The sequence below is a fragment of the Rhodococcus sp. 5A-K4 genome (genome assembly GCF_046097995.1).
Taxonomy (GTDB): Bacteria; Actinomycetota; Actinomycetes; order Mycobacteriales; family Mycobacteriaceae; genus Rhodococcus_F; species Rhodococcus_F erythropolis.
Map to the genome: position 1 here is coordinate 75,890 of NZ_JBJURM010000021.1, position 26,880 is coordinate 102,769.

Below are 26,880 nucleotides of genomic sequence, written 5' to 3' on the forward strand. Positions count from 1 at the left end.
AGGACCATGAGGCGGTCGTCATGGGCCTCGAGGCGATGCTCGCCCCGTACCCGTCCCTGTCCGTGTGCGCCTCAGCACCCACCGTCTCCGCACTACTCGCGCAGGAGGTCGCGTTGGATCTGGCGATCCTCGACCTACGCCTCGCAGACGGATCGTCCCCGAAAACCAACGTCGACGAGCTCCGCGCCGCGGGTCTGGAAACCCTCATCTTCACCGGCGCCGAGAACCCGTACCTCGTGCGTTTGGCGGCCAAGGCCGGGGTTCTCGGTGTGGTGCGCAAATCCGAGACCGTCGATGTCGTCGTGGCAGCGATCATCGCCGCCGCCGCGGGCGAACCTGTCGTGACCACGGAGTGGGCCGCTGCCGTCGATGGTGACCCCCATTTGGCCGAGGTCGATCTCAGCCCGCGCCAGCGTGATGTGCTCGCCCTCTACGCCTCCGGGGAAAAGGCCGACCGCGTGGCTCGCCTGACCGGATTGACCACCCACACCGTCAACGACTACCTCGGCCGTATCCGCGCCAAATACGCCGACGCCGGGCGCCCCGCGAACACCAAAACCGACCTCTACAAACGCGCCGTCGAAGACGGGTGGCTTCCGGTCCCCGAACGCGGACTGCGATGACCGGCCCGGCCGTGCTGTCCCCCGCGACGGGTGTCGGCCAGGAGAACACCGATCGCATCCTGCGCATGTTCGCCCGCTTCACCAGCGTCGGCTACCTCGCCTACCTCGCACTGCTGTACCCCTCGATCATTACGACGACGCCGCACATGCATCGATGGTGGACACCTCTCGCTGTGCTGACCGTATTCGGATCCGGCATGCTGCCCGGCCTGCTCTCCTTCCGCCGCAGCACCGCAGCGATGCGCTCGGCGGCCGCCGTGGCCGCACTGGTCTTCCTCGCGGCCGCGTTCACCTGGCCCCTGGCATGGACCGGGGCCCAACTGCCAGGCGATGACGGCGTATGGCTGGCAGCCTTCCCCGGCCTGGCCAGCCTCGCCGGCGTCATCGCCTGGCCGACGAGCGTTGCCTTTATCCATCTCGTGATCGGCTGTACCACAGTGCAAATGATCAACCTCGCCGCCCGAGTCAACGCATCAGCGTCGATGCTCGTACCGGACATCACGTTCGCGATCATGTTCTGCACCCTGTTCGTCGGCGGCGCCGCGATGGCACTACGCACCGGCCGATTGCTCGACACCACGACCGAGTCCACCCGCGCCGCCGCCGCAAGCGCTGCCGCCCAACGGGCCCGCGCCGTCGAACGCGAACGCTTCGACGCCCTCATCCACGACGGAGTGATCGCCACCCTCCTGACCGCCTCCCGGCCTGTGCACCGACACAATGTCCGTGCCCTCGCCTCAACGACCTTGCGTGAACTCGACGAACTGCACACCGTCAGCGATCCCGATCAGTCCATCGGCCTCGACGAGACCCTCGCCCAACTACGCACCGCTACAGTCGATATCGACCCCAACGCCTCGTTCGTCGTAACCGGCACCGAGACTGCAGAAACCTTGCGGATTCCCGTGAGCATCGTCCGGTCCATGAGCGGTGCGCTCTCCGAAGCACTGCGCAACAGTCACCTCCACGCCGGACCACGGGCCACCCGAACAGTCACCGCCGCCTTACAGGCCGACAGCATCGCCATCACCATCGCCGACGACGGCGTCGGATTCGACCACGCCTCGATCCCCCCACACCGCCTGGGCATCGCCGTCAGCATCCTCGGACGAATGCGACCCATCGCCGGTGGATCAGCGCGGGTGGACTCGCGGCCCGGACGCGGCACCACCGTGCACATCGAATGGACGGCGCCATGACCGACGACCGCACCGCATCGAGCGCGAACCATCACACCTCCGACACCCGCGATGTCCGCGAACTCCTCGGGCTGCGCACCACTGCAGCCGCTGTAGTCGTCGGCGCGTTCATCGCGACGTTCCTTCTCCTCGCGCTCACCACAGCCCCCACAGCAAAGTCGTTGTGGGCCGAAACATCAGCTTGGATTGTGGTCAGTGCCGCCGCGGTCACCCTCATCCGGACCGCCGGTGATCCTCTGCCGTATCGGACAACTCTTGCGCTGATGCTGGCGGGACCGATCAGCCTCAATCTGGTGTTCGCGGTCGTACCGATCCCGATCGACGGTCTATTACAACTCTGGCCTCTCTCCGCCGCGACCGCGATCTACACCTATATGTGTGTCCGCGGACGGACTTGGTGGGCATGGCTCGGGATGACCGCCACCTTGGCGAGTTGCGCCTGGTGGGCGCAACGAACCGGACAAAGCGCCGGCTACGGCATCGGAATCTCCGCCATCAACCTCGCCCCACTGTTGATGGCGACGTTCTTCGCCTGGACCATCCGTCCCGCCGCCCGCGACATCTTCGCACTGCGCGAACAAACCATCATCCGCGTCGCCGCCGAAGCCGCCGACACCGCAATCCTCGACGAACGCGACCAACAACTGCGACGACTCGACAACTTGGCCCGCCCCCTCCTCCAACACCTCGCCACAGACGAGGACATCACCGACGAGCAACAACTGGCGTGCACCCTCCTCGAAGCGCACCTACGCGACACCCTCCGAGCCCCCATTCTCGACACCGCCGCCATCGCCGCCGCAGCCAGGGCAGCACGTGCACGGGGAGTCGACGTCATCCTGCTCGACGACCACGGCATGGACCAGACCGCAGACCCCGTCCGCGAACAGATCATCACTGCAGTCCTCACAGCGCTCACCGAAGCCGCCGACGGCACACTCACCGTCAGAGTGTCTCCCCCACAACGCGATACCCTGCTGACCATCCTGCACCGACGCAGCGACGACACCACCCGCAGCGAATACGGGCAGGACGGACTCGCCCTCCTTGCCCCCGACACGCTCATCGATCTGGCCACCGCGTCGCTCCTCTCGAATCGGGCAGAGGGGACCACTCGCGGAGGCGACGACGCGCTGGACGAGCCGTGATCGGATTCGGACTACCGCTGGTTGAGTCTGTCGAGGAGCTCGTTGAAGGAAGCCTCGAAGGTCGACAAGCTGCTCTTGCAGTAGTTCGCGGAACCCGTTGACATCGAACTCATCCCACACCCGGCGTTCTCAAAAGCCTGTGCTGATTCGCTGACAGTGAGAGCCTGGCCCTGAACCGAACCTGCGGCGATACCGACTTGAGTAATCCTATGCGCAAAATCGGCTTTATCCTCCACTACAGCCAAGCAGTTACTGCCGTGTGCCTTCGTGCACCTGATGTCGGCAAGTTCTTCGCCGTCTTTGCAGAACTGGCTGCAAAGACGCTCGAAGCGCGTGGCGCTGGACTCAGTAGAGTTTTCGTTCCCACATCCGGTGAGCAACACCACGCCAAACATCAGAGCACCAACAGCAAGGGCGCCGACCGAGCTACTTCGCGTCATGAATATCTCCTCTACTTAAATTCATTATCCATCCTGGACCAGTCCGCAGTGGTGCGGCGAGGGGATGCCTCCATTAACTGCATCGTCGACCGTAGAGAAAACGTGGCACCCCTCTGATTGACAAATACGGGGTTTGGTCCTGACGGTAGCGCGGAATCTGCATCAGTGAAGTAACAGCCGATAACCCTAGCGCACTACCGTATTCACTTTGAGGCATACCCGTGGTGGCGTTGCCCAAGGCATCGGATAAGGCACCAATTTCTTCTGGCATTCGAGGGCAAGTTCCCGGAGGAATCGGATGGACAGTCGACCTCGCCATCGGGCTCACTCAGCACACACCTGCTCGACCCTGCGCTCTCTTACGTAAGGGTAAAGAGTATCTGGTCGTTGATTTACTTATTCACGACGGCGTGTGCCCCTACTTTTGCCGTCTCTTCAGTTTCGCGCCATCGACGCCACCAGTCATCGCGACAGGCTCATCGCGTATCACGAAGCTAAGTGGATCAAGTTCACTAAAATCGGCGGCCGCCCGAAGATCTTCGACTGCCTCCTCCAGGCCCGCAGCAGTATGCAGAAGGTCGATATCCTGGCTGTACCGTGCATCTGGGAGCCGCACCAACAGCGACGCCCCACCCTTGAGCAACCACCGCCCCTCCGGCTGCGAGAAGATCCGCGCCAAAAACCGCTGCAGATAGAACTCCCGCCGCAAATGCTCGAACTGGCGCCCCCGAAGTGTGGACTCCTTCTTCAGCCGGTCCGACAGCGACCGCTTGAACGCCGCAGCTCCTCGACCTCGCGTCACTGCGCGCGCCGCTGACCGTCGGCGACCTTCCGAGCAGCCTCGGCCACGGGCATATCCACAGCAGCTGCCGCGTCCCGAAGACTCTGCATCGCCGGAGAATTCATCAGCGCCGCCGCATCCCAAATGCTCTGCATCGCCTCAGAATTGACCAGCGCAGCATCCCGAAAGCTCTGCATGGCAGGAGAATGGATCCACCCCTCCGCATTACGAACACTGTGCATCGCCGGAGAATTGACCAGCGCCAGCGAATCCCGAAAACTCTGCATCGCCGGAGAATCCATCAGAGCCACCGTATCTCGCAGACTTTGCAGCGCCGGAATATCCATGAACGCGGAGTTCGGGAGATCAAGCACCCCCTGACCAGCCAGACGCTGCCCCAGCGCACGCGTGGACTGAGGAATCCCCGCCTCCTCCAGGAAGCGACTCAGAAGAGCTTCACCATCGCCCAGACGAACCCCGTACATATGCGCAAACGGCCGCAGCGCCTCACTCACGCTCTCCGAATCCACACGATTGGTGACAACAGCGTCACGAACAATGCCCGCCAGATGCCCACCGTCCAGATGCCCCGCGGCGAGATCGACGATCGTCATCAGCACCGTCGTAACCGGCAGCCCATCCTCGAGCGTCCACGCATCCGGCTCATAGGACGCAACGCGATACCGAACATCGGAAAGACGAGACTGCCGCCGCTTCGACGTCGCGAACTCCATCACATCCGCATCCACGTCACCAAGGCCGTGAAGCCACGCAGCAGACCTGTGCGTCACCACAGCCGGAGACCCGTCACGCAGCCTCTCACCAGCAGTGGCACCGGGCTCGATCATCATCCACGCAGCCCGCAGCCGCTCGGACGGAACACTCGGCGCCCCACCGATCCGATAGACACCATGGCGGATCCGCTCCACCGTTCCAGCCTTAGCCATGCGAGCGACCTGCTGCGCAGAGAACCCCAGCTCCTTTGCTTGAGCCATGGTGAACAGACCCCACTGCTCCGACGACAGGTCAGCAAGGTCGAGAATGCGGGTATCGCTGGACATATGCACCACTATACCAGCGTTAAATATCCACAAATCTGCAAAAGTTACATCTATGCGTGTAACTATTGCAGCACGCTTCGGAGAATTTCCACATCGCCAGAACTCCTACCGAACCGCACCTGGCGCGAACCAATGTTTTGGCCGACCGATCCCACTCGACGTACTCACGTAGACGGACGCATCCGGGCATTCCTGCCCACCCACGGGGCGTCACCCGCTGGTGTGGTGCTCAACCGACGCACGCGCACGGACATTGTTACTGTCATTGACCATGGTCACGATTCAAATGTGCACAGCAGCGCCGGATACCCGGCGCGCCCTTTCCAGCTGACAACCCAGCGAGGCCCGGGATCATTCCTGCCCGGGCTCCTAGTGTCAGTGCAGATTGGTCTCGTTCTCGCGCAAGCGATATCGGAGACCATAGATGCCAAACGCCATGTCTCGACGGCCGAGGAAAAGACGACACCGTCCTCGGGGCACTCCGGCGCGGCGCCCCTCGCCGCTGGTGCAGTCGCAAATGTTTCGCAAGCTCTGGACGAGCACCACGCTCACTGCGATCGCGGCCCAGGTTGCCTCCTTCGCTGCCGTCATAGCGATATGGGACGCCACCGGCAGTGTGTTGTGGATGGGGATTCTCGGTCTCGCTAAATCGGTGCCGATCATCGTGTTCGCACTTGTCGGTGGCATGCTCGCCGACCGAATCGATCGCCGCATCATCGGTGGGTTCTCCAGCCCGCAAGGCCTTGGTCGTCACCGCCCTACCAGTCGATACATGGGGTAGAGGGTTGGCGCTAACCGCAACCTCCTTTCAACTCAGCGTGCTGCTCGGACCGGCAATCGGCGGAATCGTCGCCGCCACACACGGGGTCGCGGGGTGCTTCGCGCTCGCGACAGCACTGGCAGCCTCGGCTGTCTATGGAATCTTCCGCCTACCGCGCACGCCTCCACAGCCCCGCACCCCGCGACCACGACGCACCTCTGACGGCCTGCTGAGCGGCCTGCGCATCGGATGGCGAACACCGGCCTTACGCAGGGCGTTCTTGGTCGATCTCAATGCCACGATCCTCGCCATGCCCACCGCCCTGTTCCCGGCTCTGAACTCCGAACGTTTCGGCGGTCAGACGTACACGTTGAGCCTGATGTTCGCCGCTCTGGCGCTCGGCGGCATCCTGGCGGGCGCAGCGTCCAAATACTTCGCGCACTCCCGCCGGCCGGCGGCACTGATGTTCGGAGCTGCTTTGATCTGGGCGTTCTCCTTGTTGGCACTCGCCGCCGCCCCGCACCTGGCTGCGGCCCTCGGTGTTCTGGCCATCGCCGGCGCGGCAGATACCGTCAGCGTGGTCGCCCGAGGAGTGATTGTTCAGCGAGAAATAGCCGACACCCACCGGGGGCGGATCAGCGCTCTCGACCACATCGTCGAGATCGCCGGCCCCGAACTCGGCAACGCCCGAGCCGGATTGATCGCTCAATTCACCACCGCGACAATAAGCCTCACAGCAGGATCGGCTCTATCCACGCTCGGCGTTCTCGCACTAGCGATCTCGACACCCCGCCGACGACGCCATCGAACTACTAAGACTGAAGATTCTGCCGCACAGGGACGGAACGATCGTCATCCAGCGTGATCCACGCATCCCGATGACCGCCCAGGACATCGGCCGCCGGGCAGGCGTCGCCGTTCCGGTACTCCGTCGCCAGACTGGCCGATCTCAGCGAGGTAGCTTCGCTGCATGACAGTAAAGATCCAAAACGGAGCTACCTACACGATCGTTAAGCGCACAAATCCAACCGACGGACAACGGGACTACTACTGGCTTGGCGACAACGGGCAAGAGATCGAACTGACAGACGACGAGGCCGCTGAACTCCCCTAGATCCCTGGTGATGGGTGAACATTCGCAGATCCCCGTCGCCCTGTTCGAGCAGCAGATGCTGGTGGGTGGTGGCGTAGCTGGGCCTTGCCGCTGCGATTTGCACTGCGTCGCGTCATGCGTGGTGAATGTGGGTTCGCGCCTTTGCGAAGCACATGCCGCTTCAGCGCAAGGCCGCGAGGTCGGTAGTGAGAAGGGTAAAGATTACCGGGTGCGCGACATGTGAACTCCGCTGCGCCAGACAGCGAACCCGGTGAGCGCTCCGACCGCAGCGCTGGCCAGTGGCCCGACGATGAGATACAGCGTCGGGCTCTCGTCACTGCCAGGGCAGAGGGAGATCGTAGGTAAGTTGGCCGGATCCGTGATCTGCGATGTCAGAGGTGCGTACGAAGTACATTGAGTCGGTTGCCCGAGCCACCACAGCACGAAGCCAACGCAGATAAGACCACCAATCAAGAAGGTTGCAGCCCCCGCTGCGATCAACGTACGCATCTCCGCATCCTTCCATGGTCGCGACCACGTTCAGTTCGGCGGATAGCGTCGTCACCATAGAATTGAAACGCCGGATTGAATTGAAACGCCGGATTTGACAGAGACCAGGAGAAGTTCAGTGACCATCGTTTCATCGGAGTGGCCTGACGGCGACGCCGTCGGCGAATTCACCTGGCGCATCAGCGTCTTCACGGCAGACAATCGTCCGGTGCCTCTGGCTGGGCGCTCGCAGACCCACGAGGCCGCCCTGCATGACATGGTCGTCAAAGCCCGGGCCTACATGGCCCAAGAGCCGGGCACGTTCATCGACCGCACCGCACTCCACGTGAACCGAAATTACGTCCAGGTCCAGGGCATCATCGACCCGGAGCTCAGCGTCGACGATATCGTCGCTCGAATCACCGCCGCCTACGATGCCGAAGCCGCCGCCGATGCCGAACGTGAGCGCCGTCGACGCGAGATCGACGCCATTCCGACACTGAGCCCGACGCCCGCAGGCTCGGTACGCGAGGCGTGGCACGACATCGAAGCCTGGCTGACAGTCAACACGGACTACCCGGCTGACAATCGTGTGCCGCCACAGGAGTTGAGGGGCACCGACGGTTGGCCGGACGAGCTCGTCGAGTTTCTGACGCTGTATTCCGGTGCGCCCTATCGGCTACTGCCGCTGAACGCATTGCTGACCGTCGAACAGATCCACGATGCACGCCGATCGATGGTCAAGGTCTGGGCGGGCTTGGCAGCCGAAGAACCCGAGATGGTCGACGCGAATGCGTCAGCGCACCCCGCGGGAACACCTGCCTACTCCTTCATCGACGAGTACATTCCGTTCGCTGGATTGGATGGATACTTCTGGTTCGTCGACACCCGCCCGGGTCCGATGCACGGGTGCGTTACCGAATACAGCCGCGACTCGAGCGACGAGGACGGCCCCAAGTGGGTGTCTATCAGTGCCATGCTGACGGACCTCGCCGACAGCCTGGCGGGTGAGACCGCCTTCGATCGCATGTGGCTGTCATCTGTCACCGATGGCGAAATCGACTGGCAGATAAGACGTTAGCTGCGGCGACATCCTGGCGGTGCGGGCAGCGCCTGGGTTGCCCGGTGTAACGCCAGAGCCTGTCCCGATTCGTCGATCGTCTTCGAACGGGATGACCGTGCCTGCCTCATCTTTGCGCCGCAATCCGATGTCTGGATTGACTGTGAACGTCATCGGGCGGAAGCGCCCGCCCGAAGCCGAATCGGTCACCGCAGTCTTGGCGACCCGGTCTCTACAGCTCCTTCGAGAGCTGGATCCGGTCTTCGACGTCGACTTTTACCAAACCGTCGGGGATCCACTCCCCGACGGCGCCGGGGTCGAACAGGCCCTGGGGTCGAATATCCGTCAGATCCTCGTACCCCCGACGGAAAAATCGATCGAAGCCGCATTGGTCGAGCGCAGGCACTCCCCCACGCCACCGGCGGTGTGTACCCGCTCTCGCTTCCGCAACAGATGACCCTGTATTCAGATGCCGGCGACGTCAGAGTCGTTATCGGTTTCGGGGGCACCTCAGGGTCCGGCGCATTCGTATGTACCTTTGCCAACGAATCACTGATTGCGCTGTCGTTGAAGCTCGTCCAAGGGCTAACCGACATCTGGGACTCTCGCGTCACCGTGCTCTACCGCCGAACCGAATCATCGCCTCAGCGCAACGTACCGGGCGACGCGATCATCGGTAGCTGCACGTACTTCGACCCCGAGTTGCCGATCGACGAAACACAGCTCCCGCCCAGCGTGGAGGTTCTGCCGCACAGGGACGGAACGATCGTCATCCAGAAGGATCCGTCCACACCGTTAACAGGCGACGACATCCGAAGCATCCGCGCAGCAGCAGGACTGCCAACCGAACGACCGGACATCCATCTCCCCAAAGGTTTTCGCCGACTGTAACCACGGCAATGGTCACAGTCGACCGTACAAAAAAGAAGAACCCGCATCTGACATGGAGTCAGACGCGGATTCGTGGTCGATTGTGTCGCCGGGGACTGGCGCCTCTCTGCCTCTACCATCCTGCCGCGATGGCGCGGGCACGCTGCTTGCGGCGCGTGCCCTTGCGAGGGGCAGGCACATGCTTGGACGCGGCCGACGACCGACGCAACTCGAGGCGGGCCCGCAACTGTTCCGGGGAGGCCGGCGTGGTCGCATCAGTCCTCTTCTTGGTGACCATGGCCGGCTCCCTTCTGGTTGTGCAGGCAGGTGGTCTATTCCTACGAGACGCGGAGAGCCTCTCGGTCGACCCTCGACGAGGGTGTGGTCAGACCGGGGATCAAGCGCAGGCCACGGTCAATGTGGGCAACGATACTGATAACCGCAGAGGATGCCATCTTATTTCCCTTGGTCAGAGTGATGTGGGAGTACGAGCGCTGATCTTCGTGCGTGGTGCTGCTAACCCCCGAAGGATTCGAACCTGCATCTTCGGCCTGCCGGGATGCCCCGCCACAGCTTTCACGAGCTCGACGAACAGATCCAGCGCAGTTCGGTCACATCCTCGCAGTTCAGCGAGGTATTGAGCCGTTGTAGCCCGTCCTCGGTCAACGCGGGAGGCGTGTGCCGCCCGTGCCGAGTGCGGACGCCGATCTGCTGGTCCTCGGTGCGAAGCTAACCGGGCGCAGGCCGCCGCTGCGCATGATCTGGGCGTTAACGGCGCGGACGTAAGCGGTGTCGTCCAAGCCCAAAAAGCACACAACCAGGAAAAACACAAAGTTATCCACAGGTCACGTTGTGAAAAAACAACCAACCCAGATTCACTACCCCCGACAACACCAACCACACGACACGCCCGACCGCGTGCGAAACGTCCTTGCCGCCCCCACAACACCCGCATTAACTAACCCCACACCAACACCCGACACACCCGACCCCGTGCAGGGGTCGGCGACAAAACCCCACCAACCCCGCTTAACTACCCCAACCCACACCGGAAGGCACACAACCATGACACGACGAATCGAACACATCGTCACCCTCGACCCCGACGACTTCGACGCCCTACACACCATCTACACCAACAAAGGCAACGCCGACCCCATCGTCAACGCCTACCGACGAACACTCCGCGCAACCACACCAACCTGGCTCCCCACCACCAACATCCCACTCACCCGCAACCACCTCAAAGAACTCATTACCTCGATCAACACCCGCCGCAACCTCATCACCACACTCGACGACAGCGACACCAAAACAACAGCACTCACCGAACACGACGCACTACACGAAATGCTCATCACCATGCTCACCCACCTCGACCGAACCACCACCCAGCCGAAATGACCCGTTACTCCCCATCCACCTCACGCGCGATCCGCCGCAAATACTCACGCGAATAACCAGTCCGCCTCACCAAATCAGACTGCCGCACATCACTATCCAACGCAGCACGAATCGCCACATGTAAAGCAGAACGCCGGAACCGGCAGCTCTGAGCCGTTCACTTGCCGGCTGCGCGAGCCAACCTGCGGATTGTTTCGCGCGTGTAGCCAGTTCGGCGGACGATCTCGGCCTGAATTACGCCCTCGTTCAAGGCATTAAGGATCGCGGCGTGCAATTCAGCCCGCGCTTCTTCCGCTCGTGCCATCGCGGAATCGAAGTCGGAGACAGCGCGATCCAAACGATCCATGTCGCAATAGTAGCCGACGATGGACACTGGGTTGGCCAACCAAGGTTGCTTGCAACCGTGCAACTATGCCACGCTCATAGGCCACATTTGTTGTCATGCCACATCGATAGGCGTACCGTCGAAACTCAAATCCCTACACAGACAAGGCCAACAATGATGTCGCTCACCTCGCCCAGCCTGATCCATGTTGGTCAACACGGAACATCTGCCAGCGGATTCGCCACAATCGCGTGGCTGGAAACCACTCCCGACGACTGGCCCCATGTCACACAAGACTGGGACGAAACTCGCGCACACGTCACCCACCGCCATCGAATTCCGGTCGACACCGAAATCCTTCGATCTGTGGAACCAGAAAGCTCAATCGTCAAACATCGCCGCCAACGTGCACTCTCAAACGCACTCCACACCATCAGTAACCAGAACATCCGCATCGGCAGCGTCTACACCCGCACCACCCCCGACACCCACAGGACCGAGCAGGACGCACTCCACACCACACTCCTCCGACAAATCAATACTCGACTCGCAGACGACGGCAAGTTCGGAATCCTCTTCACCACAACAGAACTCCCCCCACCCCCAAAATTGGGCCTTAACCGAATCCTTGAGACCGCCACACCCGCACACACCTCCGCCGGCACGCAAATGGCCAACATCATCGCCTGGGCCGCGCACCAACACCTCACCCACCACGACCAACCGAACTTCTGCTGGGACCTCTACCAAGACCTCCGCCACATCGACATCTACGGCGAACCGCTTGCGATCGACACCGAAACAGACTGGCTGGAGCCGAATTTGGCCATCTCCAACTGCAAGAGATAAGCAGCACCCGCCCTGACTGAAGCCAAATTCAGTCGTACCTCTACGCAAGGATCCGCACATGACAGTTCGCGTAGTTCCCGGACAAACCGATCTCGCGACACTCCGACCGGAGATCGCCGCGCAATGGGATACCGAACGCAATGAGCGCCGCGCCTCAGAGTTCAATGTAAACAGTCAGTTTCGAGCGTGGTGGCTGTGCGCGCGCAACCACTCTTTCCAACGCAAGATCGCGACCCGAACCAGCAAGGGTGGAACCGGGTGCCCATTCTGTGCGGGATCACGGGCGGTACCCGGTGAAACAGATTTAGCGACGAAAAATCCGGACATTGCGGCTCAGTGGCATCCCAACAAGAACTCGAACGAACCGTCTGAAGTCTCGGCCTTCTCATCGAAGAAGGCGTGGTGGATGTGCACGAAGGGCCACGAGTGGGAAGCTGCCATCTCAAACCGCACGTCCGGAGGGACACGGTGCCCGTTCTGCAGCGGACGCCGACTCATCCCCGGTGTCAATGACCTCGCGACAGTTACCCCTGAGCTCGTTGCGCAATGGGATTCCAGTCGCAATTCACTCGGGCCCAAAGAGGTCACGCGCAGCAGCCACAAGAAAGTGTGGTGGCTGTGCGAGCGATCGCATTCCTGGGAAGCAGCTATCTCCAGCAGATCAGGAGGGACTGGGTGCCCTGTATGCACCAACAAAGTCATTCAGGTAGGGATCAACGACCTAGCCGCTCAAAATCCCCTCCTCGCAGCCCAGTGGCACCCAACCCTCAACGACACCGCCCCCACCAAAGTAGGAACAGGTAGCAACAAGGTCGCCTGGTGGCTGTGCAAACTCGGACACGAGTGGAAGGCAACGGTCGAGCGACGCAGCAGGGGATCCAAGTGCCCCGTTTGTGGCGGATGGCAAGTGCTCGCCGGCTTCAACGACCTAGCCGCACGAAGCCCGCTGATCGCGTCCCAATGGCACCCTACGAAAAACACCACAACCCCCTCGCAAGTCGGCAACGGGACCCCACAGCAAGCCTGGTGGCAGTGCGAAATCGGACACGAATGGCGCGCGGCCGTCAACAGTCGGACAAAGAAGGGCACAGGTTGCCCCTTCTGCGCAGGAAAAGCCGTACTCCCTGGCTACAACGACCTCCAAACAACACGGCCCGACCTCGCACGAGAATGGCATTCCACCCGAAACCCTCTCACCCCAACCGACTTCACATCCGGCAGCAACAAAAAGGTTTGGTGGGCCTGCAGTTCCGGCCATGAATGGCAATCAACAATCATCAATCGCAGCAGCGGCGGCTACGGATGCCCCATCTGCACTAACCGAACAGTGCTCACTGGATACAACGACCTCGCAACAGTGATGCCACAGCTTTCCAGCCAGTGGCATCCAACCCGAAACACCGTAAAACCGACAGAAGTAACGATCGGAAGCAAAAAGAAGATCTGGTGGCAATGCAACGAAGGCCACGAATGGCAAGCCCCCGTGGAGTCACGATCGAGCGGTCAAGACTGCCCGTACTGCTCGAATCGTCGAGTACTTCAGGGATTCAACGACCTCGCAACCACCCACCCACACCTGATTCCCGAATGGCACCCCGACAACACCCGATCACCAGAGTCCGTAACATTCGGAAGCGACCACGAAGCCTTATGGATATGCACCGCCCACCAACATCAGTGGAAAGCAGTTGTTCAGTGGCGTAGCTCGGGGAGCTCATGCCCGATCTGCTCCGGCTACAAAGTTCTTGCCGGTTTCAACGACCTCACAACAACACGACCGGTTCTCGCAGCGGAATGGCACCCCACCCGAAACACCGCTCCCCCAACGGAATATTCAGCAGGAAGCGGAACGAAAGCGTGGTGGACATGCGACAAGAACCACGCATGGAAAGCAACAATCTCCAACCGCGCTTACGGAGGAGCTGGATGCCCCCGATGCAATGCAGGAACCTCCCGACGCGAACGCGAGGTCTGCACACAGATCGCCGCACTACTTAAGGTCTACGACTACGACGGACCACGTCGCGTGGACGGCTGCCCGATACCCATCGACTTTGTCGCAACCGAACTGGGCATCGTCATCGAGTACGACGGCTGGTACTGGCACAAAGAAAAGTTCGACAGCGACACGAGAAAATGCCGCCTGCTCGAAGATCTGGGCTGGACCGTTGTGCGAATCCGCGAACGCGGTTCCCGACAGGAAAGGCTTCCGCTGCTTGATGTCCCATTCATCGAGTGTGGACCCAACGAGCCTGCTCACGTCGTCGCCGAACGGATCTGCGTCCTGCTCCGATCCCTCATTCCGACTGCTTTCAAGGAAATCGACGACGCGCACAGCGCGTTGTCCGACAAGTAATTCCCCTGCGGCGGTGCTTCTTCCGCACAAAAGGAAGCCTTGCTCGCGGAGACTCAGTTCGAACCTGTCACTTTGTGACCAACACCTGCATTTCTCCGACCCGAACCTCAGTGGTAGCGGTCGGAGTGATCGGAATAGTTCCGCCAAAGCTCGCCGTAGGGGTAATCGCCGACCACGACACTACCCAAATCGAGCTGACCGACGGGCGGAAAACCCCACCGGGCTGTCCCTGAGAAGACTTGCCTAAGAAGTGATTACAGGTCGGACTCGGCAGATCCATCGCCACATCGGTATACGGAATTGAATTGACCGGGCACACCGGCGGGATAGTCGGTAACCCATCTCCGTAATTGACTGCAAGTCCTGTGTTCACCGCATTCAGGTTGACGGTGACAACTCCTGTAGTAACCGTACGGTTAATTGGCCCGGTTGTCCGCTCGGAAGGGTTGTTCACCCACAACCAGCTATTGAAACCGACCAAACCGACTTTTTCTCCGGTGTTTGTTGGCTCGGGCGTGATTCCGATGTCGATCGGCTCAACCTGCAATGCTGAGACCGCAGATGAAACAATGTTCATCACCTCCGCTAGGGATACCGGGGTGGGCGGGACATCAATTCCTGGTGCAGCAGGCGCTGGGGCACAGTTGTTTCGGAGGTTGCTGCAACTGTTGCGTTGCAGAACCGGAGGGCCGCTATTTGCGGGAGCGGCACCGCCGCCACTCGCTCCTGCACCGCCGCCGCCCGCTCCGCTACCACCGCCGGCCGCTCCTGCTCCACCCGCTCCGCCACCACCTGTTTGCATCCCCGGGGCCGCGCCTGAAGCACCTCCTCCGGAGGGGACGGAAATGTAGCCGCCACCTGCGGTGACCGTATTGCCTCCGACTGCACCACCGCCCCACGAATCACCTGGAGCCGCGTAGGCCGATGACTGAGTTACGAGCATCATGCTCATCCAAACAACGATACTGAACATCGCCGCTGAGGAGCGACGGAAAGCTCTTGACATGCTCAACTGAACACCTCCTAATTCGGCTGAAAGTTCTGGATTCGTGGAGTGTTTGGTGAAGTTATGGCGAGTCACAGGATGTACCTGGCTTCGTTGGTTGGCTTGCAATTCGCCAGCCACTCGCGTCTGGCCATGCTGAGTTTCTGACGGTGAACTTCGCGAGCTCCGGAGCGCGATTCGGACTTAGCGCGCTCGTTCCGTCAGGCAAAGTCGAACTCAGTGCGGAGATATCTACGCATGTCCGCATCTCCACGAAAGCCTCGCCAGCAATGGGGTTCCCATCTGCGTCCTTTGGTGCTTCCTGCTTCGTCACCGAAGTATCTAGGACTGTGATCGCACCCGAACCGACGACTCCCTTCGATCGCTGTGTCGTGATGTCCCCCTTGATCCCCGACAACACCGGGTCGACCGCGACACCATCCAATCTATTGATATCAACCGCTGGATCATTTTGGATGCTTGCGAGAACTGCGTAAAACTCGTTGATCTTCGCGGTTGCGGCTTCTGTTGCCTGTTGTTCTGGTGACTTGAGCGATCCCTCCGGCCCCGTCAGGACCGGCTGTTGTGTTGACGTGGGAGCGGGATCGTAAGTGTCGCCGTCTGTTCCGCATGCAGAGACAATGGCGGTGGCTGTGACGAGTCCAAACGTCAAAGCTGCCGTCTTGCGGAAGATGTTGTGTGTCATGGTTCCCCCTTCGGGGCTGCCGGTTCGGGAGCCCTATCGGTGTTGTTCGGAGCGTATCGGCTGGACGTCACACTTTCGCATGTCCAGTTGTTGGGCTCTCTTGGTCTGTTGGTTCGCATCAGGATGCTCTCTGGGTGATTCGGTAGGGGCGCTCACCTGTTGTGTCGTGGAAGTCGTCGAGTATTTGCAGTAGTTCAGCTGTCTGCTCGTTGGGGTCGACGTCGAGTTCTGCGAGTTTGGTGAGCAGTGTGTCGATGAGGCCTTGTGTGGCGGTGATGTCGTCGCTGCCGTGGGTTGCGATGATCGCGAGTCGCCAGAGCCCTTCGTGGTATTCGTCGACCTCGAGACCTTTTTGAGCGAGTTCAAGGGCGATGCGCGTGTCGCCTTCTTGTAGGTGACGTGCGGAGAGTTCTTCGATGGCGTCGGTGACTTCGGCGATCATGTTCTGGCGCAGTTCTTCTGCCCAGCCGTATCGTGCGGGCGCTTTCTTCGTGGCGAATGGGGCGCCTTCCACGAGGGCGACGGCTGTGGTCAGTTCGTTGTGGTCGGCGGTGGCGGGGTGTCCTCCGATGAGGTTGTTCCAGATGTCCCAGTCGGTGTGGACGGTGTCGTCGAGGCGGTATGGGGTGTTGCCGGTGTTGTCGAAGACCTTGGGGAATGCGAGGTCTCCGGTGGCGGTTTCGCCGAGGAAGTTGCGGAGTCTGGTGAAGGCGGTGTTTCGGCGGGCGGTGCGTTTTGTGGTTTGTTCGGAGAAGCTGAGGTCTGCGTATGTCTGCTTGGGCCAGATCTTTTCGTCTACTTGGGGTCCGCGGACCCCGGGGTGTGGGTGGGTGGCGATGAGGGCTGCGAGTTCGGTGAGGTGGGGTCGTCGGCCGACGTCGGATCCTTCGTTGAGTGCTGTCACGCGTGGGGTCCCGAGGACGTGGATCCAGATGTGTTCGTCGACGGAGAGTGTGTTGTCTGGTGTCGGCGCGATTGCCATCGCGAAGGGTGGCGTGTTTTCTGCGGTGTCTGGTGTGTTGTTGATCGATGATTCGTCGGCGGGGTCGAGGTAGGTGAGGGTTTCGGTGTCGGCTTCGTCGTCGAATTCGGTTGTTGCGGTGTCGAAGTTCGGTTCTGTTGCGAGAATGTGGACGGTCGGCGCCTGGTGGGGTAGGAGGTCGTCGACCGATGTTGCTTCTGCGATGCGGTCGTCGAAGGCTTCCGCTGTCCATGGGTCGTTCTGGGAAGCGGCGTCGGCGATGGGGTCGGCGTCTGCTGTTTCGAGGACGTCGATGATTGCGTCGAATTCTGCTTCGGAGATGCGTGCGGGTGTGAGGTCGAACGCGGGTCTGCCTGGGCGGCGCAGTGTGGCGGATCCGTCGGTTCCGGTGGTCAGTGTCCAGTCTGCTGTGGGGTCGTCTGCAGCGGTGACCGCGGCGAACGCGACTCGTGGTGCGTTGGCGAGGATGTTGTCGAAGATTTCGCGTTGTGCGGGTGTCAGGGGTTCGGACAGCAGGATGATTTCGGGATTGGTGATGGCACTGTCGGTGTATTCGATACGGGCGTGCGCGATGTCGTCGATTCCGTTGTCTGCGAGGGCTTGTGCGTCGGTTCGTGTGTGGCGGGCGAGTCGTTCGAGGACTGCGTCGGCGGTTGGGGCGTATTCGATCAGTGCTGATCCGTCGGTGTTCGGGCGGGCGAGGGCTTCGCCTGTGCCCACGAGGGTGAGTTTGAGGTTGTCGCCGAGCGGGGAGAAGACGAGGAACACTGCGAGCGCTCGGATGATGTCGCGGGCCTCTGCTGTGGGGGCTGCGATTCCGAGGTGGGAAAGCTGTTCGAGGTTGAGGAGGAGTCTGGATCCGCCTTCGATTTCGCCGATTTCCACCAGGGCTGGGTAGGGGCTGACGGTGGTGAGTGGGGGTTCGAGTTCGTCGTCGGCGGTGATGGTCCAGGCCGACGTCTCGGCGTCGCGTTGCCATGGGGCGGGTAGTTCGATGTCGTCTACGAGCGCGAGTTCGATGCTGCGGTCGTGAAGGAAGACTCCGAGTAGCGCGGGTAGTGGGATGGAGTTGGTGCGGCAGATGTCGGCGACGTCGCGGAGTGCTTTGTCGAGGAGGTCGAGGAGGGAAGGGTCCGCGATCTCACGAATCTGCTGCTCGACAAGTGCTGTCGACTCCTTGGGCATTGGAATGCGTTCACCACGGCGCCTGCGATTCTGCTGGCGTCGACGGAAGAGCCCAACGCCGGCGAGAAGAGAGATGCCGGCGAGTGCGGACAGTCCCATGACGGTTTTGCTGTCCTGGGCGTTGTCGGTCGAGGTGAGGGCTGTGGTTGCTGCCGCGTTTTCCGGCAGTTGTGCGGCGGTGGTATTCAGAGGGACGAGCGTTTCAGGGGCTTGGGTGTCTGCGGGTGTGGCCTGTTGCGCGCCGGTCTCTGGTGTTGGTTCTGGCGTAAGTTCTGGTGCGATTTCCGGTGTGTTGAACTGCTCGGATTGCGAAATGGTTGAGTCGGGGGCACCAGGAGCGGTGGGGGCCGAGGCGGGGGCTGAGTTCTCGTCGATGGCCGGTGCTGGCGCTGGGGCGACGTCAGGAGCCTCGCTGGGGGCGGGTACGTCAACAGATACCGGCGGAGCAGGTTGGGGGGCGGGCTCTGTCGCCGGCGCTTCAGCCACCGAAGGCTCCGCCGCCTCTGCAGCGGGAGCACCGGGGATCTCGATACCGAAGATCCGCGCGGCAGCTTCCTCCGCAGCGCGCGCTTCAGCCTGAGCCATCTCATCGCCACCGGGCACCAGCTCCTGCAACTCCGGAACATCCGGAACCATCAACGGCGACTGCTCCCCCGCTACCTCGGACGGAGCAGACGAAACGGGCACCTCCGGAGTTTCCGGAGCTGCCGCAGTAGGAGCCTCCGGAGCCGCGGCAGTGGGAGACACCGCGACGTCCGGCACCAACTCGGGTGCTGGTTGTGGTGCGGGCTCAGGGACAAGTTCGGGTGCAATCTCTGGAGTGGGTGCGGACGATTCCGCCGCTGGCGTCTCTGCAGCAGAGTTTGGCGATGGTGCGGGTGGAGCTACTTCTGCACCGGTGGCGGCGGGCGTCAGAAAGAGCTGTTGGCCGATTTGGATCACGTCGGTGGTCAGTGGTCCGGTGGCGCCGTGAATTTCGGGGTAGCGGGAGCCGTCACCCAGATACGTTTCAGCGAGGTCCCACAGTGTGTCCCCTGCCTTGACCGTGTAGGCGCCGTCTAGTTGCTTCTCGGGGGCGGTGGGCAATGTCAGTGTGATGCCTGCGTCGATCCAGGCTTCGTCTGGGATTGCGTTCTGGTTGAGTGACTGTATTTCCGGATAGCGTGTTCCGTCTCCGAGATGACGCTCGGCGAGGCCCCATAGTGTGTCGCCGGATTCAGTGACGATGGTTGTCCCGGCTGGTGGCTGCGCTGGGGTTTTCGTCCAGGAAGGGGCGCTCTGTTGCGGGGACTGGGTTTGAGCGTCGTTGAAGAACGCGGGTGCGCTGATCGAGGTCGGTGAAGCGTGGTTGGGGCCAAGGATGTCGGCAGCGGGGGTGGCTGTTGCTGCGCCAGCGGTGATCAGTAGGAGTGCGCCACTCACGAGTATCGCTGCCGAGTGCTGTTGGAATTGAAGTCCTTTGATGCGTCTGACTTTGACACCGCGAAGCGCTGCAGCGAGTTCGATGATGATCGAGTAGGCGAAGGTGGCCCAGGCGATCCAACCGATGATTGTCAGTGCAGAGAGGAAGAGCGTTCCGTCGTCTTGGGTGGTGAGTGCTTCTTTGATTGCGTCGAAGGTCAGGCTGGTAACGCCGGCGAGGGGGTTTCCGGCGAATGTATAGAGCGCGAACGGGATTCCGGCAGTGAGCGCGAGGAGGGTGATGAGGTAGAGCAGGCCTTTGAGGCGGGCTGCGGCGACATTCACGTCGGGGTCCTCTCGCTCGTACGGAAAATAATTGAAGAAGTTGCGCCATCGAGGCTCTGATGAGCGGTGTTGTGGGTCCGGATCCCGAGTTCGCTCATGGGGCGCCGATCGCTCCGGCGCCCGTGTTGGTGCGGTTGAGGTTCACGTGCGCTGTTCCGACGACCGTTTGTTCGCCTATACCTATGAGCCCGAGGACTTTCGGCGTGTAGTGAGCTGTTGTGGTGATCAGGAGGGTGTTGGGCCCGGTTGGGACGACTACACCCTTGATGTCGGTTGCGGCCAAGTACTTTTGCGCTTCGATCATGGCAGTTGCAGGGTTGACGACCACAGCCGTACCGCGGGCGGCGAGGGGGGTGATGACAGCTTGGCCAGCAGCGCGTGCGGCCTCTTCTGCTACCAGCTGGGCTTGTTGTTTGGCATGGAGCTTTCCACCTCCGTCGACGACGAGGCCGAGGCAAAGCAGCAGCCCGAAGGCAATAATCACTGTCCAGAGCACGATCGATCCTCGATCGTCTTCCGGCTTGCGGAGCTTCGCGATGAGGTTGTTCATCGGACTCTCTCTCGGTAGGTGTCAATCGGCGAGGAGCTTGTGTGCTGGATGGTGCGTACTCCACTGATCCCGAAGAGACCGAGGGAGTCGAGAGAGACGTCGCACGTCACGGTGGTTCGCACTGTCGCTGTCACGCCGGGGCGGGTACGAAATCCGCTGGTGTCTGTGCTGATCGAGAGGTTGATGCAGTCGAGTCCCTTCGCCGCGAGATCTGAGGTCGCCGCTTCCTTCGCACTGGTAGGAGCTTGAGAGATGGTCCTGGCGAGGGAAGCTGATCGAGATGCTTCGGCTGCAGCGTGTTCCACTTTTTGGTGGGCCATGGTGACCATCCCGCCAACGATGATGATCGCGATCAGCAGCAGGACTACGGGCGTCATGATGACGAGCTCGAGGGTTTCGGCGCCGCGGTCGTTGGCGTGTATTCGTCTGCGCAGGTTGGTCAGTGCGCTCAATACGGTATGGGTCGGTAGAGGAAGAGGATGTCGGGGTCGAATCCGGTCGTTACCCCAAGGACTAGGAGAAAGAGCGCGAGGGCCGCGGCCGTGAGGAGCCGGTTTCTGCGTGTTCTCGTCATAGGTTTCTCCGCTCGTCGGAAATGTTGTGTTCATGGGATCAACGGGCTTCCGAATTGCAAAATGATCGTTGGGTCTTGGATGAAGAAGTAGAAGGCAGCCGTGCCGGCTATGGCAAACAGGACCACAACGGTTGCTTCTATAAGGTTCAGGTGACTTCGGTCGTCGGTCGTCTTTCCGTTCCCGGATCGCTCTGAGTCCGTCATTGCGGTGACCTCTCCTCCACGGGGCCTGATGGATTCCGTTGCCTGGTCTGTTTCCGGACGGTGGCCGCTCACCAGGGGTCTCCCGGGTTGGTAACGCGTTCGACCGGAGCGCTCTGATCGATGTTGACGGTCAGGTTCAGGAATGGGATGAGTGAAATCGGCTGTCCGACAATTCGGATGGTGGCCTCGCGCTGGTTGCGTGTCACGGAGACGGCAGGACCACGAAGTACCGTCGCTCCTGTCTGCGTGATGAATCCGTACGCGGCCGCTGTGCCGGCCGCCGATGTGCCGAACTGGGATCGCGCTTGGCGAAGACCTTCCTCACCAGCTTTCATCGCGACGTTGCGCGCATGAAAATAGAGGGCTCCTTGGACGGCACCGAAGAACAGTAGGAGCACGACCGGCCAGATGATGACAGTTTCAAGAACGCCACCACGGTCGCTGCTGAGCTGAGATCGCAAGCGCGCGAGTGGTGTTGCCGTGGATGGCTGCATAGTGCCCCTCCTTCTGTGGTGCGTTGTCAGACGATGGTCGCGAGGTATTTCTGCACCGTCGGGCCGAGTTGTATCAAGACGAATAGGGCAAAGAGACATACTGCGGCGGAGACGATCCAGAAGCGAAGGATGTTGCCTCCGTCGTTGTGCCGGTGGCGGTTAGTGAGAGTCATCGCAGCGCGCCCTTCTATATCGCCTGATCAGGAGATTCGAGTTTCGTTGGCGAGGGGTGGATCGTCATGTCAGGAGGCTGTCGACGATCCACCCCTGTACGCCTCGTTTACTGAATTTGGTTGAGGTAGCGCATGACAACGGGACCGATGTAAGCGATTGCCGCGATTGCGAGGGCCGCGACGCCAGCCCAGATGATGACCTGTTCGAGCGTTCCACCACGATCCGAACGTCGTTTGGCGGTTCCACCTGCTCGATCGAGGAAGCCTGTGATCATCGCGATGCCGGCAAGTGTTGTGACGGTGGTTGCGCGCTGAGCACGGTGGGCGAAATTGTTGATCATTTTTGGTCCTCCTGTTTGTTTTTGCCCTCTACTGGAGAAGAGGTGCGGTTCGTGTGCCGCTGTGACCGTCCGAGTAAAACTTTTTTCAGAAGGACAGAAACTTGGCGTTTGCAGGTTATCTCGGGGGTGATGGCAGGTACTGCTCGTAGAGTGGGTATGTGCTGGTGGAGCGTTTGCGTTCTGGTCGCGGTTACGGCCTTCAGTAGGTAATTGAAGAGTTGCCATGGCTATGAACCGAGAACAATGTTGGACAGAGCAGGGATAAATAGCATTGCCATGAAAATGATTCCGAGGACGGCAAGCGGTGCTTGGATCTTCTCCGTTGCCGATCCGGCCTTGCCGAGTTCATCGGAGAGTTGAGCGTTGCGAAGCGCAGATGCTCGGGCGCTGAGTGTGACTGCGACTGACGCTCCCTGTTCGCCTGTCAGAGTCATGATGTCCGCAAGGTCGGCGAGGTCGGGCAATTCGAGTTCCCCGGAAATGCGGGTGAGGGTATCCCACGGAGCCTGACCAGAACGTTGAGCCCGCATGAGCTCTTCGTCGAGCCGTCGGAAGACCCAGGAATCTCCAACGGCAGCTGCACGTTCGAGGCTCTGCACAGCACCGACGCCTCCTGTGCGGTTGAGTGCCACGAACTCGATGTAGGCGCCGAGAGAGCGGCTGAACTCCTCGCGGGCGGCGGCTGCCTTTTTGCGGACATCGATATCGGGGGTGATGAAGAGAACTCCGGCGACGGCGATCGAAAGGATTGTCGGAATCCCCCAGGGAAGCCCGTGTCCGAGGGCTGTGAGCATCAGGTTCAGTGCAGGGAAGAACAACAATCCGACGAGCGCAGAGAGGACCTTGTCGCCGAGGAAGTACGGAATCCCGATCTTGAGTATCGCCAGATCCGATCGCGGGATTCTGAGGATCGTGGAGTCTGTGGTGTACGGCAAAAGTCGCGTTCCGACCTTCCCACGGATGGAGTCGTCGTCGAAGGCTTCGTCGGGGGCCTCGTTCGATCGGTGCGCGCCAAGGTTGTCGAGGACATCGGAGAGCGACGCCTGCGCCGGGGCGAATCGGAGAAAAAGGCAGATCAGTCCGACGCAAAGAACGATCGCCAGCAGGGCCGCTTGAATTTGGAACGTCATGACAGGACTCCTTCGATGAAGCTCTCACTTTTCGCGCTCGAGTTCTGCCGGGTTGTTCCGAGGAATCTCGACAGTTTCGGCGGTTGGATGAGCTTCTTCATCCATAACAGGCACGCGATGAAACCTGCGATTTGAACGAGGAAAATGAGCTGTCCCGCAGGAGTTTTGTAGAAGGTCATGTAGTCGGTGAAAAGGAACAGGCCGACGGTGAATCCGATGGTGATGATGGTGACCCACCGAGCAGTAGTCCGACTGCCTTTTCGTGCTGCTTCGACGGCTCGTCTGTTCCGGACATCTTCGGCCACCGACCTCGAGAGTCGATCGAGCACTGCCGTCAGACCGGATCCTCGGATGGCGGCGCTTTGAATGAGTGATCCGACGATCAGGTCTCCTGTGGCGTCGTCCAGATCGTCAGCGAAACCGCGAAGCGCGTCGATGATCGGGGTGTTGGTGCGTAGGCGTTGGATGAGTCGACTGATTTCGGTGGTGAGCGCTTCGGGCATTGCCTTGTGCGTCGCGATGATCGCCTGTTCTATTCCAGTTCCCACGGCCAGCACACCGCTCAGGTTGCGCACCCACTCTTCCATTGCATTCAGGCGCGCGATTTCCCCTTCGGCGGCTGGTTTCCCGAGTAGGAACGGCAGGCCCACGAAGATCACGGGTCCGAGCGGCAGCGCGATGAACCAACCACTGACCATCCAGGTCAAACCGCCGACGAGTACCCCGGCGACGAGCAGGATCTTGTTTCTCCTGCTGATCTTTATCGGGGATCGGCGATGTCGCTGTGGGGCGGTGGGGTCCCTCCTGTCTTTCCATCCGTTGTAGATGAGCGCGATTCCTCCGAGGAGGACCAGAACGAGAAGGATTGCGAGCAATGTGTACATCAGTACCCTTCCTCGAATCTGAGTGAGTGGCGCGGGATGCTCTGTTCAGGGAATCCGCCCTCGATGACTTTGCGACGAAGTTTCGGCGGCAATGTCCCGTATTCGCCTGTGCCGCCAGGGATTCCTTCGTAGATTGTCGAGACCGCGGGCATTCCGTCCTCACCTGGCTCAATCCAGATGATTTCGCTGATGTAGCGGGTGTGCACGCGCTCGCCGGCGTCGTTGGTGGAATAGGCAGTGTCGAGCTGGACGATCAGGTTGATATGGGCAGCCACCTGGCGAATGGCGTAGCGCTCGGTCACGCCGGCTTCGAGTGCGACGGTAACCAATCGGTTGATCGCACCCTTAGCATCGTCAGCGTGTGTGGTGGACAGCGAGCCTTTCGCCATCTGCATCGCTTTGAACATGGCGATGATCTCCTTGCCGGCGACCTCGCCGACGATGACTCGTTCGAGTTGCATGCGCACGAAGGCATAGAGGATGGCGGACAGGTCGGTGGCGCCCTTGAATTCGTTGGTCGTAGAGTCGCGTTCACCGCCACCTGTGATCACCTCGGCCGGCACGATGAAGTCTTCTCGTCCGGGCATCTCGTGGAGGAAGAGCTCTCGTTCGGTTTCGGCTGTGCCGATACGGGTTTCGAGCGGCAAGGCGTTCGCGAGCGCTCTGGTGAGGGTTGTCTTTCCGGAGCCCATGGGACCTGAAGTCACGATCGATGCACCGCCGATGACCATCGCTGCCAACAGGTTCGCGAGGAGGTCTGGCATCACTTTGTATCCGACGAGAGTGTCGAGAGTGATGTCCTTGAGGCGGTGCAGGCGGATCGCCACGTGTGGTTCGGGGACTGTCCACGCCATCGCGGAGAGGCGAATATTGCCTGGGAGGTTCAATCTCAAATGCGGGTTGTTGACGGCGAAGGTGCGTCCGCCGCCCTCAGATCGCTGTCCGAGGTTGATCAACCAGTCGATGAGTTCCTCGTCGGAATCGAAAATCTTTGGACGCTTCTGAAGCCGCCCATCCGGATACATGACCACGACCCTCGTGCCGGTCAGAAGGATATTTTCGATCGTCGGGTCGTCGACGAGGACTTGCAAGGGACCCAGACCGAAGATCGTGTTGTAGACGTCTTGCGCGAGCTGCTTCTCAGCGCCGGCATCGATCGCCCCGGATCCGCTTTCGATTCCGAACGTGATGTGCCGCTTGACCTTGTCGGCGATGATCTCCCGACCCTTGTGTTGCTCTTCTTCCTGCGTATAGGGCAGGAGGGTATCGGCGGTCTCGTCTGACTCGACGTCGTGCTTGCGGGCAGCGACGACCTGACTGAGTTCCTGCGAGGCTTCGTCTACGAGCTTGCGTACGAGGCGTCGGTACGCAACCGCGCTACCTGCGGAGTCGATAGATTTGACGATCTCGCTAGCGGCAGGAGGCGGCGTCCATGCCGGCTCGGACATTGTTGCCGTGGGTACGGCATTGCCATGCCCTGCTGCGCTGAGGAGGCTGGCGGCCGCGCTGTTACTTCGATGCTGCGTGTGAAGCGCGCCGGTTGAGTCGAGATGGTGGGACTCACCGCTGTCCACGCCACGCACGTCCGACGCGCTTTGATGGTCGATAGCCAAGGCATCGGATTCGTCGACCTCGTTGAGGACTAGCCACAGCGGTATACGTGCAGGGTCCTGTTCGTTCCGATCGGTCATGAGGGATCTCCAATGGATGCGGGAGCAGGCTGACTGCCGGGAAGGGGCTGATGCCGGGAAGGATTCACCCATTCGGGACGGTGTTCTTCGATGTAGGCCTGCATCTTTGGCCACGCGCTTTCGAGGTTCCGGAGATAACGGGACTGGGTTCGCTGAAACTTTGTGAGCTCGTGCCCCTCCGAGAAGATTTTCGCGTGTTTGGGCGAATCAGGCAGAGTAAAGGCGACGTCGACGCCAAGCGCCTTGCCGATTTCCGAAGCGCTGTAGTACTTGTCTTCGATCACCACCAGCCCGATAGCAGCCGGTGACCGGACGGCGCGCAGCTGCGCACGCAGCTGATCGAGCACGCCTTTGAGTGATCCCAAAGCCGTTGGACTCGTACGAGTTACCACAAGAATCAGATCGGATTGTGTTATCAAATCGTGCGGTCCTGATCGATGTCCGAGACGTCCGCCATCGACAACTACTGTGGCGCCGCGCCTGTCGATTGCACGAAGGTGAGCACCGAGAGGTCCCCAGGTAGTTGCCATGGAATTAGCTTGAGACGCGGTGCGTAGACCCGGTACGGCCCACACATTGGTTTCTGGGATGTTCAGCGACTGGGCACTGAACGATTCGCCAAACTTTCCATGGCGCGCAGGCTCTACGAGGTTGATCAGGGAGCAGGGTCCTCGGCGCATAGCTCCTTTGAAATATCCACTGTGGAGCGGCGATCCGCCGACGGGATCCGCTTCGACGTAAAGTACGCCGCTGTTTTCGCAGCTAAGAGCGAGCCCA

30 protein-coding genes and 1 pseudogene are annotated in these 26,880 nt (G+C 60.8%); 13 read left to right on the top strand and 18 right to left on the bottom strand.

Going from position 1 to position 26,880, the window contains the following annotated elements; all coding sequences use genetic code 11:
• The first annotated feature begins 20 nt into the window (after window positions 1-20).
• Genes ACKAMS_RS24240 through ACKAMS_RS24250 form a run of 3 tightly spaced genes read left to right on the top strand, consistent with a single transcriptional unit; the run spans window position 21 to window position 2,970 of the window.
• A complete protein-coding gene (locus tag ACKAMS_RS24240; RefSeq protein WP_235867983.1) occupies window positions 21-623 on the top strand; it encodes a LuxR C-terminal-related transcriptional regulator in 603 nt (200 codons plus the stop codon).
• The gene (locus ACKAMS_RS24245; RefSeq protein WP_060939878.1) at window positions 620-1,822 is read left to right on the top strand and encodes a sensor histidine kinase; all 1,203 of its coding nucleotides are present in this window, start codon (window positions 620-622) and stop codon (window positions 1,820-1,822) included. The genes ACKAMS_RS24240 and ACKAMS_RS24245 overlap by 4 nt, the downstream gene beginning before the upstream one ends.
• Window positions 1,819-2,970 carry a hypothetical protein gene (locus ACKAMS_RS24250; protein ID WP_408989663.1) on the top strand — a complete coding sequence of 384 codons (1,152 nt, stop codon included), beginning with the start codon at window positions 1,819-1,821 and terminating at the stop codon, window positions 2,968-2,970. The genes ACKAMS_RS24245 and ACKAMS_RS24250 overlap by 4 nt, the downstream gene beginning before the upstream one ends.
• An 11-nt stretch (window positions 2,971-2,981) precedes the next feature.
• On the opposite strand, the gene ACKAMS_RS24255 is transcribed toward ACKAMS_RS24250, so the two are convergent.
• From ACKAMS_RS24255 to ACKAMS_RS24265, 3 genes are all read right to left on the bottom strand, one after another.
• Window positions 2,982-3,410 (bottom strand): hypothetical protein, encoded by a 429-nt coding sequence (locus ACKAMS_RS24255; protein ID WP_143542715.1) that lies wholly within the window; start codon window positions 3,408-3,410, stop codon window positions 2,982-2,984.
• Between the two features lie 418 nt (window positions 3,411-3,828).
• Window positions 3,829-4,212 carry a nucleotidyl transferase AbiEii/AbiGii toxin family protein gene (locus ACKAMS_RS24260; protein ID WP_408989664.1) on the bottom strand — a complete coding sequence of 128 codons (384 nt, stop codon included), beginning with the start codon at window positions 4,210-4,212 and terminating at the stop codon, window positions 3,829-3,831.
• On the bottom strand, window positions 4,209-5,252 hold the full coding sequence (locus ACKAMS_RS24265; protein ID WP_408989665.1) for a type IV toxin-antitoxin system AbiEi family antitoxin domain-containing protein: 1,044 nt from the start codon (window positions 5,250-5,252) through the stop codon (window positions 4,209-4,211). Before ACKAMS_RS24265 ends, ACKAMS_RS24260 begins: the two co-directional genes overlap by 4 nt.
• 436 nt (window positions 5,253-5,688) lie before the next feature.
• Here ACKAMS_RS24265 and ACKAMS_RS24270 point away from each other — a divergent pair, with 436 nt between their 5' ends.
• The 3 genes from ACKAMS_RS24270 to ACKAMS_RS24280 all read left to right on the top strand — a co-directional run bounded on the left by ACKAMS_RS24270 (window position 5,689) and on the right by ACKAMS_RS24280 (window position 7,126).
• Window positions 5,689-6,033 carry an MFS transporter gene (locus ACKAMS_RS24270; RefSeq protein WP_408989682.1) on the top strand — a complete coding sequence of 115 codons (345 nt, stop codon included), beginning with the start codon at window positions 5,689-5,691 and terminating at the stop codon, window positions 6,031-6,033.
• Window positions 5,972-6,877 carry an MFS transporter gene (locus ACKAMS_RS24275; protein ID WP_408989666.1) on the top strand — a complete coding sequence of 302 codons (906 nt, stop codon included), beginning with the start codon at window positions 5,972-5,974 and terminating at the stop codon, window positions 6,875-6,877. Before ACKAMS_RS24270 ends, ACKAMS_RS24275 begins: the two co-directional genes overlap by 62 nt.
• A 105-nt stretch (window positions 6,878-6,982) precedes the next feature.
• The gene (locus ACKAMS_RS24280; RefSeq protein ID WP_197940534.1) at window positions 6,983-7,126 is read left to right on the top strand and encodes a hypothetical protein; all 144 of its coding nucleotides are present in this window, start codon (window positions 6,983-6,985) and stop codon (window positions 7,124-7,126) included.
• Window positions 7,127-7,327: 201 nt separating this feature from the next.
• On the opposite strand, the gene ACKAMS_RS24285 is transcribed toward ACKAMS_RS24280, so the two are convergent.
• Window positions 7,328-7,615, bottom strand: a complete 288-nt coding sequence (locus ACKAMS_RS24285) for a hypothetical protein (protein ID WP_408989667.1) — start codon at window positions 7,613-7,615, stop codon at window positions 7,328-7,330.
• A 118-nt stretch (window positions 7,616-7,733) separates the two neighbouring features.
• On the opposite strand from ACKAMS_RS24285, the gene ACKAMS_RS24290 reads away from it, so the two are divergent.
• The 3 genes from ACKAMS_RS24290 to ACKAMS_RS24300 all read left to right on the top strand — a co-directional run bounded on the left by ACKAMS_RS24290 (window position 7,734) and on the right by ACKAMS_RS24300 (window position 9,545).
• A complete protein-coding gene (locus ACKAMS_RS24290; protein WP_408989668.1) occupies window positions 7,734-8,675 on the top strand; it encodes a hypothetical protein in 942 nt (313 codons plus the stop codon).
• A 97-nt stretch (window positions 8,676-8,772) separates the two neighbouring features.
• Window positions 8,773-9,111, top strand: a complete 339-nt coding sequence (locus ACKAMS_RS24295) for a hypothetical protein (RefSeq protein ID WP_232252755.1) — start codon at window positions 8,773-8,775, stop codon at window positions 9,109-9,111.
• On the top strand, window positions 9,108-9,545 hold the full coding sequence (locus ACKAMS_RS24300) for a hypothetical protein (protein WP_232252754.1): 438 nt from the start codon (window positions 9,108-9,110) through the stop codon (window positions 9,543-9,545). The genes ACKAMS_RS24295 and ACKAMS_RS24300 overlap by 4 nt, the downstream gene beginning before the upstream one ends.
• A 112-nt stretch (window positions 9,546-9,657) precedes the next feature.
• On the opposite strand, the gene ACKAMS_RS24305 is transcribed toward ACKAMS_RS24300, so the two are convergent.
• Window positions 9,658-9,822, bottom strand: coding sequence for a hypothetical protein (locus ACKAMS_RS24305; RefSeq protein WP_197940532.1), 165 nt, complete (start codon window positions 9,820-9,822; stop codon window positions 9,658-9,660).
• Between the two features lie 767 nt (window positions 9,823-10,589).
• On the opposite strand from ACKAMS_RS24305, the gene ACKAMS_RS24310 reads away from it, so the two are divergent.
• The gene (locus tag ACKAMS_RS24310; protein WP_408989669.1) at window positions 10,590-10,928 is read left to right on the top strand and encodes a hypothetical protein; all 339 of its coding nucleotides are present in this window, start codon (window positions 10,590-10,592) and stop codon (window positions 10,926-10,928) included.
• Between the two features lie 157 nt (window positions 10,929-11,085).
• Here ACKAMS_RS24310 and ACKAMS_RS24315 read toward each other — a convergent pair whose 3' ends face one another.
• On the bottom strand, window positions 11,086-11,274 hold the full coding sequence (locus ACKAMS_RS24315; RefSeq protein WP_197940530.1) for a hypothetical protein: 189 nt from the start codon (window positions 11,272-11,274) through the stop codon (window positions 11,086-11,088).
• 90 nt (window positions 11,275-11,364) lie between these two features.
• Between ACKAMS_RS24315 and ACKAMS_RS24320 the strand changes: the two genes are divergently transcribed.
• The 3 genes and pseudogenes from ACKAMS_RS24320 (at window position 11,365) to ACKAMS_RS24330 (ending at window position 14,458) form a co-directional block, all read left to right on the top strand.
• Complete coding sequence (locus ACKAMS_RS24320; RefSeq protein ID WP_408989670.1) at window positions 11,365-12,102, top strand: hypothetical protein; 738 nt, start codon at window positions 11,365-11,367, stop codon at window positions 12,100-12,102.
• Between the two features lie 58 nt (window positions 12,103-12,160).
• Window positions 12,161-13,981 (top strand): annotated as a pseudogene (locus ACKAMS_RS24325) (zinc-ribbon domain-containing protein); the annotation flags it as partial.
• Between the two features lie 147 nt (window positions 13,982-14,128).
• Window positions 14,129-14,458, top strand: coding sequence for a DUF559 domain-containing protein (locus ACKAMS_RS24330; RefSeq protein ID WP_307846834.1), 330 nt, complete (start codon window positions 14,129-14,131; stop codon window positions 14,456-14,458).
• Window positions 14,459-14,525: 67 nt separating this feature from the next.
• Here the strand turns inward: ACKAMS_RS24330 and ACKAMS_RS24335 are convergent, their stop codons facing one another.
• The 12 genes from ACKAMS_RS24335 to ACKAMS_RS24390 form a co-directional block, all read right to left on the bottom strand.
• Window positions 14,526-15,035 carry a hypothetical protein gene (locus tag ACKAMS_RS24335; protein WP_230793574.1) on the bottom strand — a complete coding sequence of 170 codons (510 nt, stop codon included), beginning with the start codon at window positions 15,033-15,035 and terminating at the stop codon, window positions 14,526-14,528.
• 490 nt (window positions 15,036-15,525) lie between these two features.
• Window positions 15,526-16,149, bottom strand: coding sequence for a hypothetical protein (locus ACKAMS_RS24340; protein WP_232252752.1), 624 nt, complete (start codon window positions 16,147-16,149; stop codon window positions 15,526-15,528).
• Window positions 16,150-16,267: 118 nt separating this feature from the next.
• Window positions 16,268-20,062 carry a LysM peptidoglycan-binding domain-containing protein gene (locus ACKAMS_RS24345; protein WP_408989671.1) on the bottom strand — a complete coding sequence of 1,265 codons (3,795 nt, stop codon included), beginning with the start codon at window positions 20,060-20,062 and terminating at the stop codon, window positions 16,268-16,270.
• Window positions 20,063-20,156: 94 nt separating this feature from the next.
• Window positions 20,157-20,612, bottom strand: a complete 456-nt coding sequence (locus ACKAMS_RS24350; RefSeq protein WP_011133365.1) for a pilus assembly protein TadG-related protein — start codon at window positions 20,610-20,612, stop codon at window positions 20,157-20,159.
• Window positions 20,609-21,064 (bottom strand): TadE/TadG family type IV pilus assembly protein, encoded by a 456-nt coding sequence (locus ACKAMS_RS24355; protein ID WP_408989672.1) that lies wholly within the window; start codon window positions 21,062-21,064, stop codon window positions 20,609-20,611. The genes ACKAMS_RS24350 and ACKAMS_RS24355 overlap by 4 nt, the downstream gene beginning before the upstream one ends.
• A 394-nt stretch (window positions 21,065-21,458) precedes the next feature.
• The gene (locus ACKAMS_RS24360) at window positions 21,459-21,884 is read right to left on the bottom strand and encodes a TadE family protein (protein ID WP_046380341.1); all 426 of its coding nucleotides are present in this window, start codon (window positions 21,882-21,884) and stop codon (window positions 21,459-21,461) included.
• Between the two features lie 26 nt (window positions 21,885-21,910).
• Window positions 21,911-22,057, bottom strand: a complete 147-nt coding sequence (locus ACKAMS_RS24365) for a hypothetical protein (RefSeq protein WP_156525103.1) — start codon at window positions 22,055-22,057, stop codon at window positions 21,911-21,913.
• Between the two features lie 107 nt (window positions 22,058-22,164).
• Window positions 22,165-22,398, bottom strand: a complete 234-nt coding sequence (locus ACKAMS_RS24370; protein ID WP_046380340.1) for a hypothetical protein — start codon at window positions 22,396-22,398, stop codon at window positions 22,165-22,167.
• Window positions 22,399-22,625: 227 nt separating this feature from the next.
• Window positions 22,626-23,528 (bottom strand): type II secretion system F family protein, encoded by a 903-nt coding sequence (locus ACKAMS_RS24375; RefSeq protein WP_011133361.1) that lies wholly within the window; start codon window positions 23,526-23,528, stop codon window positions 22,626-22,628.
• Window positions 23,525-24,412 carry a type II secretion system F family protein gene (locus tag ACKAMS_RS24380; RefSeq protein ID WP_011133360.1) on the bottom strand — a complete coding sequence of 296 codons (888 nt, stop codon included), beginning with the start codon at window positions 24,410-24,412 and terminating at the stop codon, window positions 23,525-23,527. The genes ACKAMS_RS24375 and ACKAMS_RS24380 overlap by 4 nt, the downstream gene beginning before the upstream one ends.
• Entirely contained in the window at window positions 24,412-26,103 is a 1,692-nt protein-coding gene (locus ACKAMS_RS24385) for a CpaF family protein (protein WP_219468990.1), read from the bottom strand. The genes ACKAMS_RS24380 and ACKAMS_RS24385 overlap by 1 nt, the downstream gene beginning before the upstream one ends.
• Complete coding sequence (locus ACKAMS_RS24390) at window positions 26,100-26,450, bottom strand: hypothetical protein (protein WP_144245828.1); 351 nt, start codon at window positions 26,448-26,450, stop codon at window positions 26,100-26,102. The genes ACKAMS_RS24385 and ACKAMS_RS24390 overlap by 4 nt, the downstream gene beginning before the upstream one ends.
• Window positions 26,451-26,880: the final 430 nt, after the last annotated feature.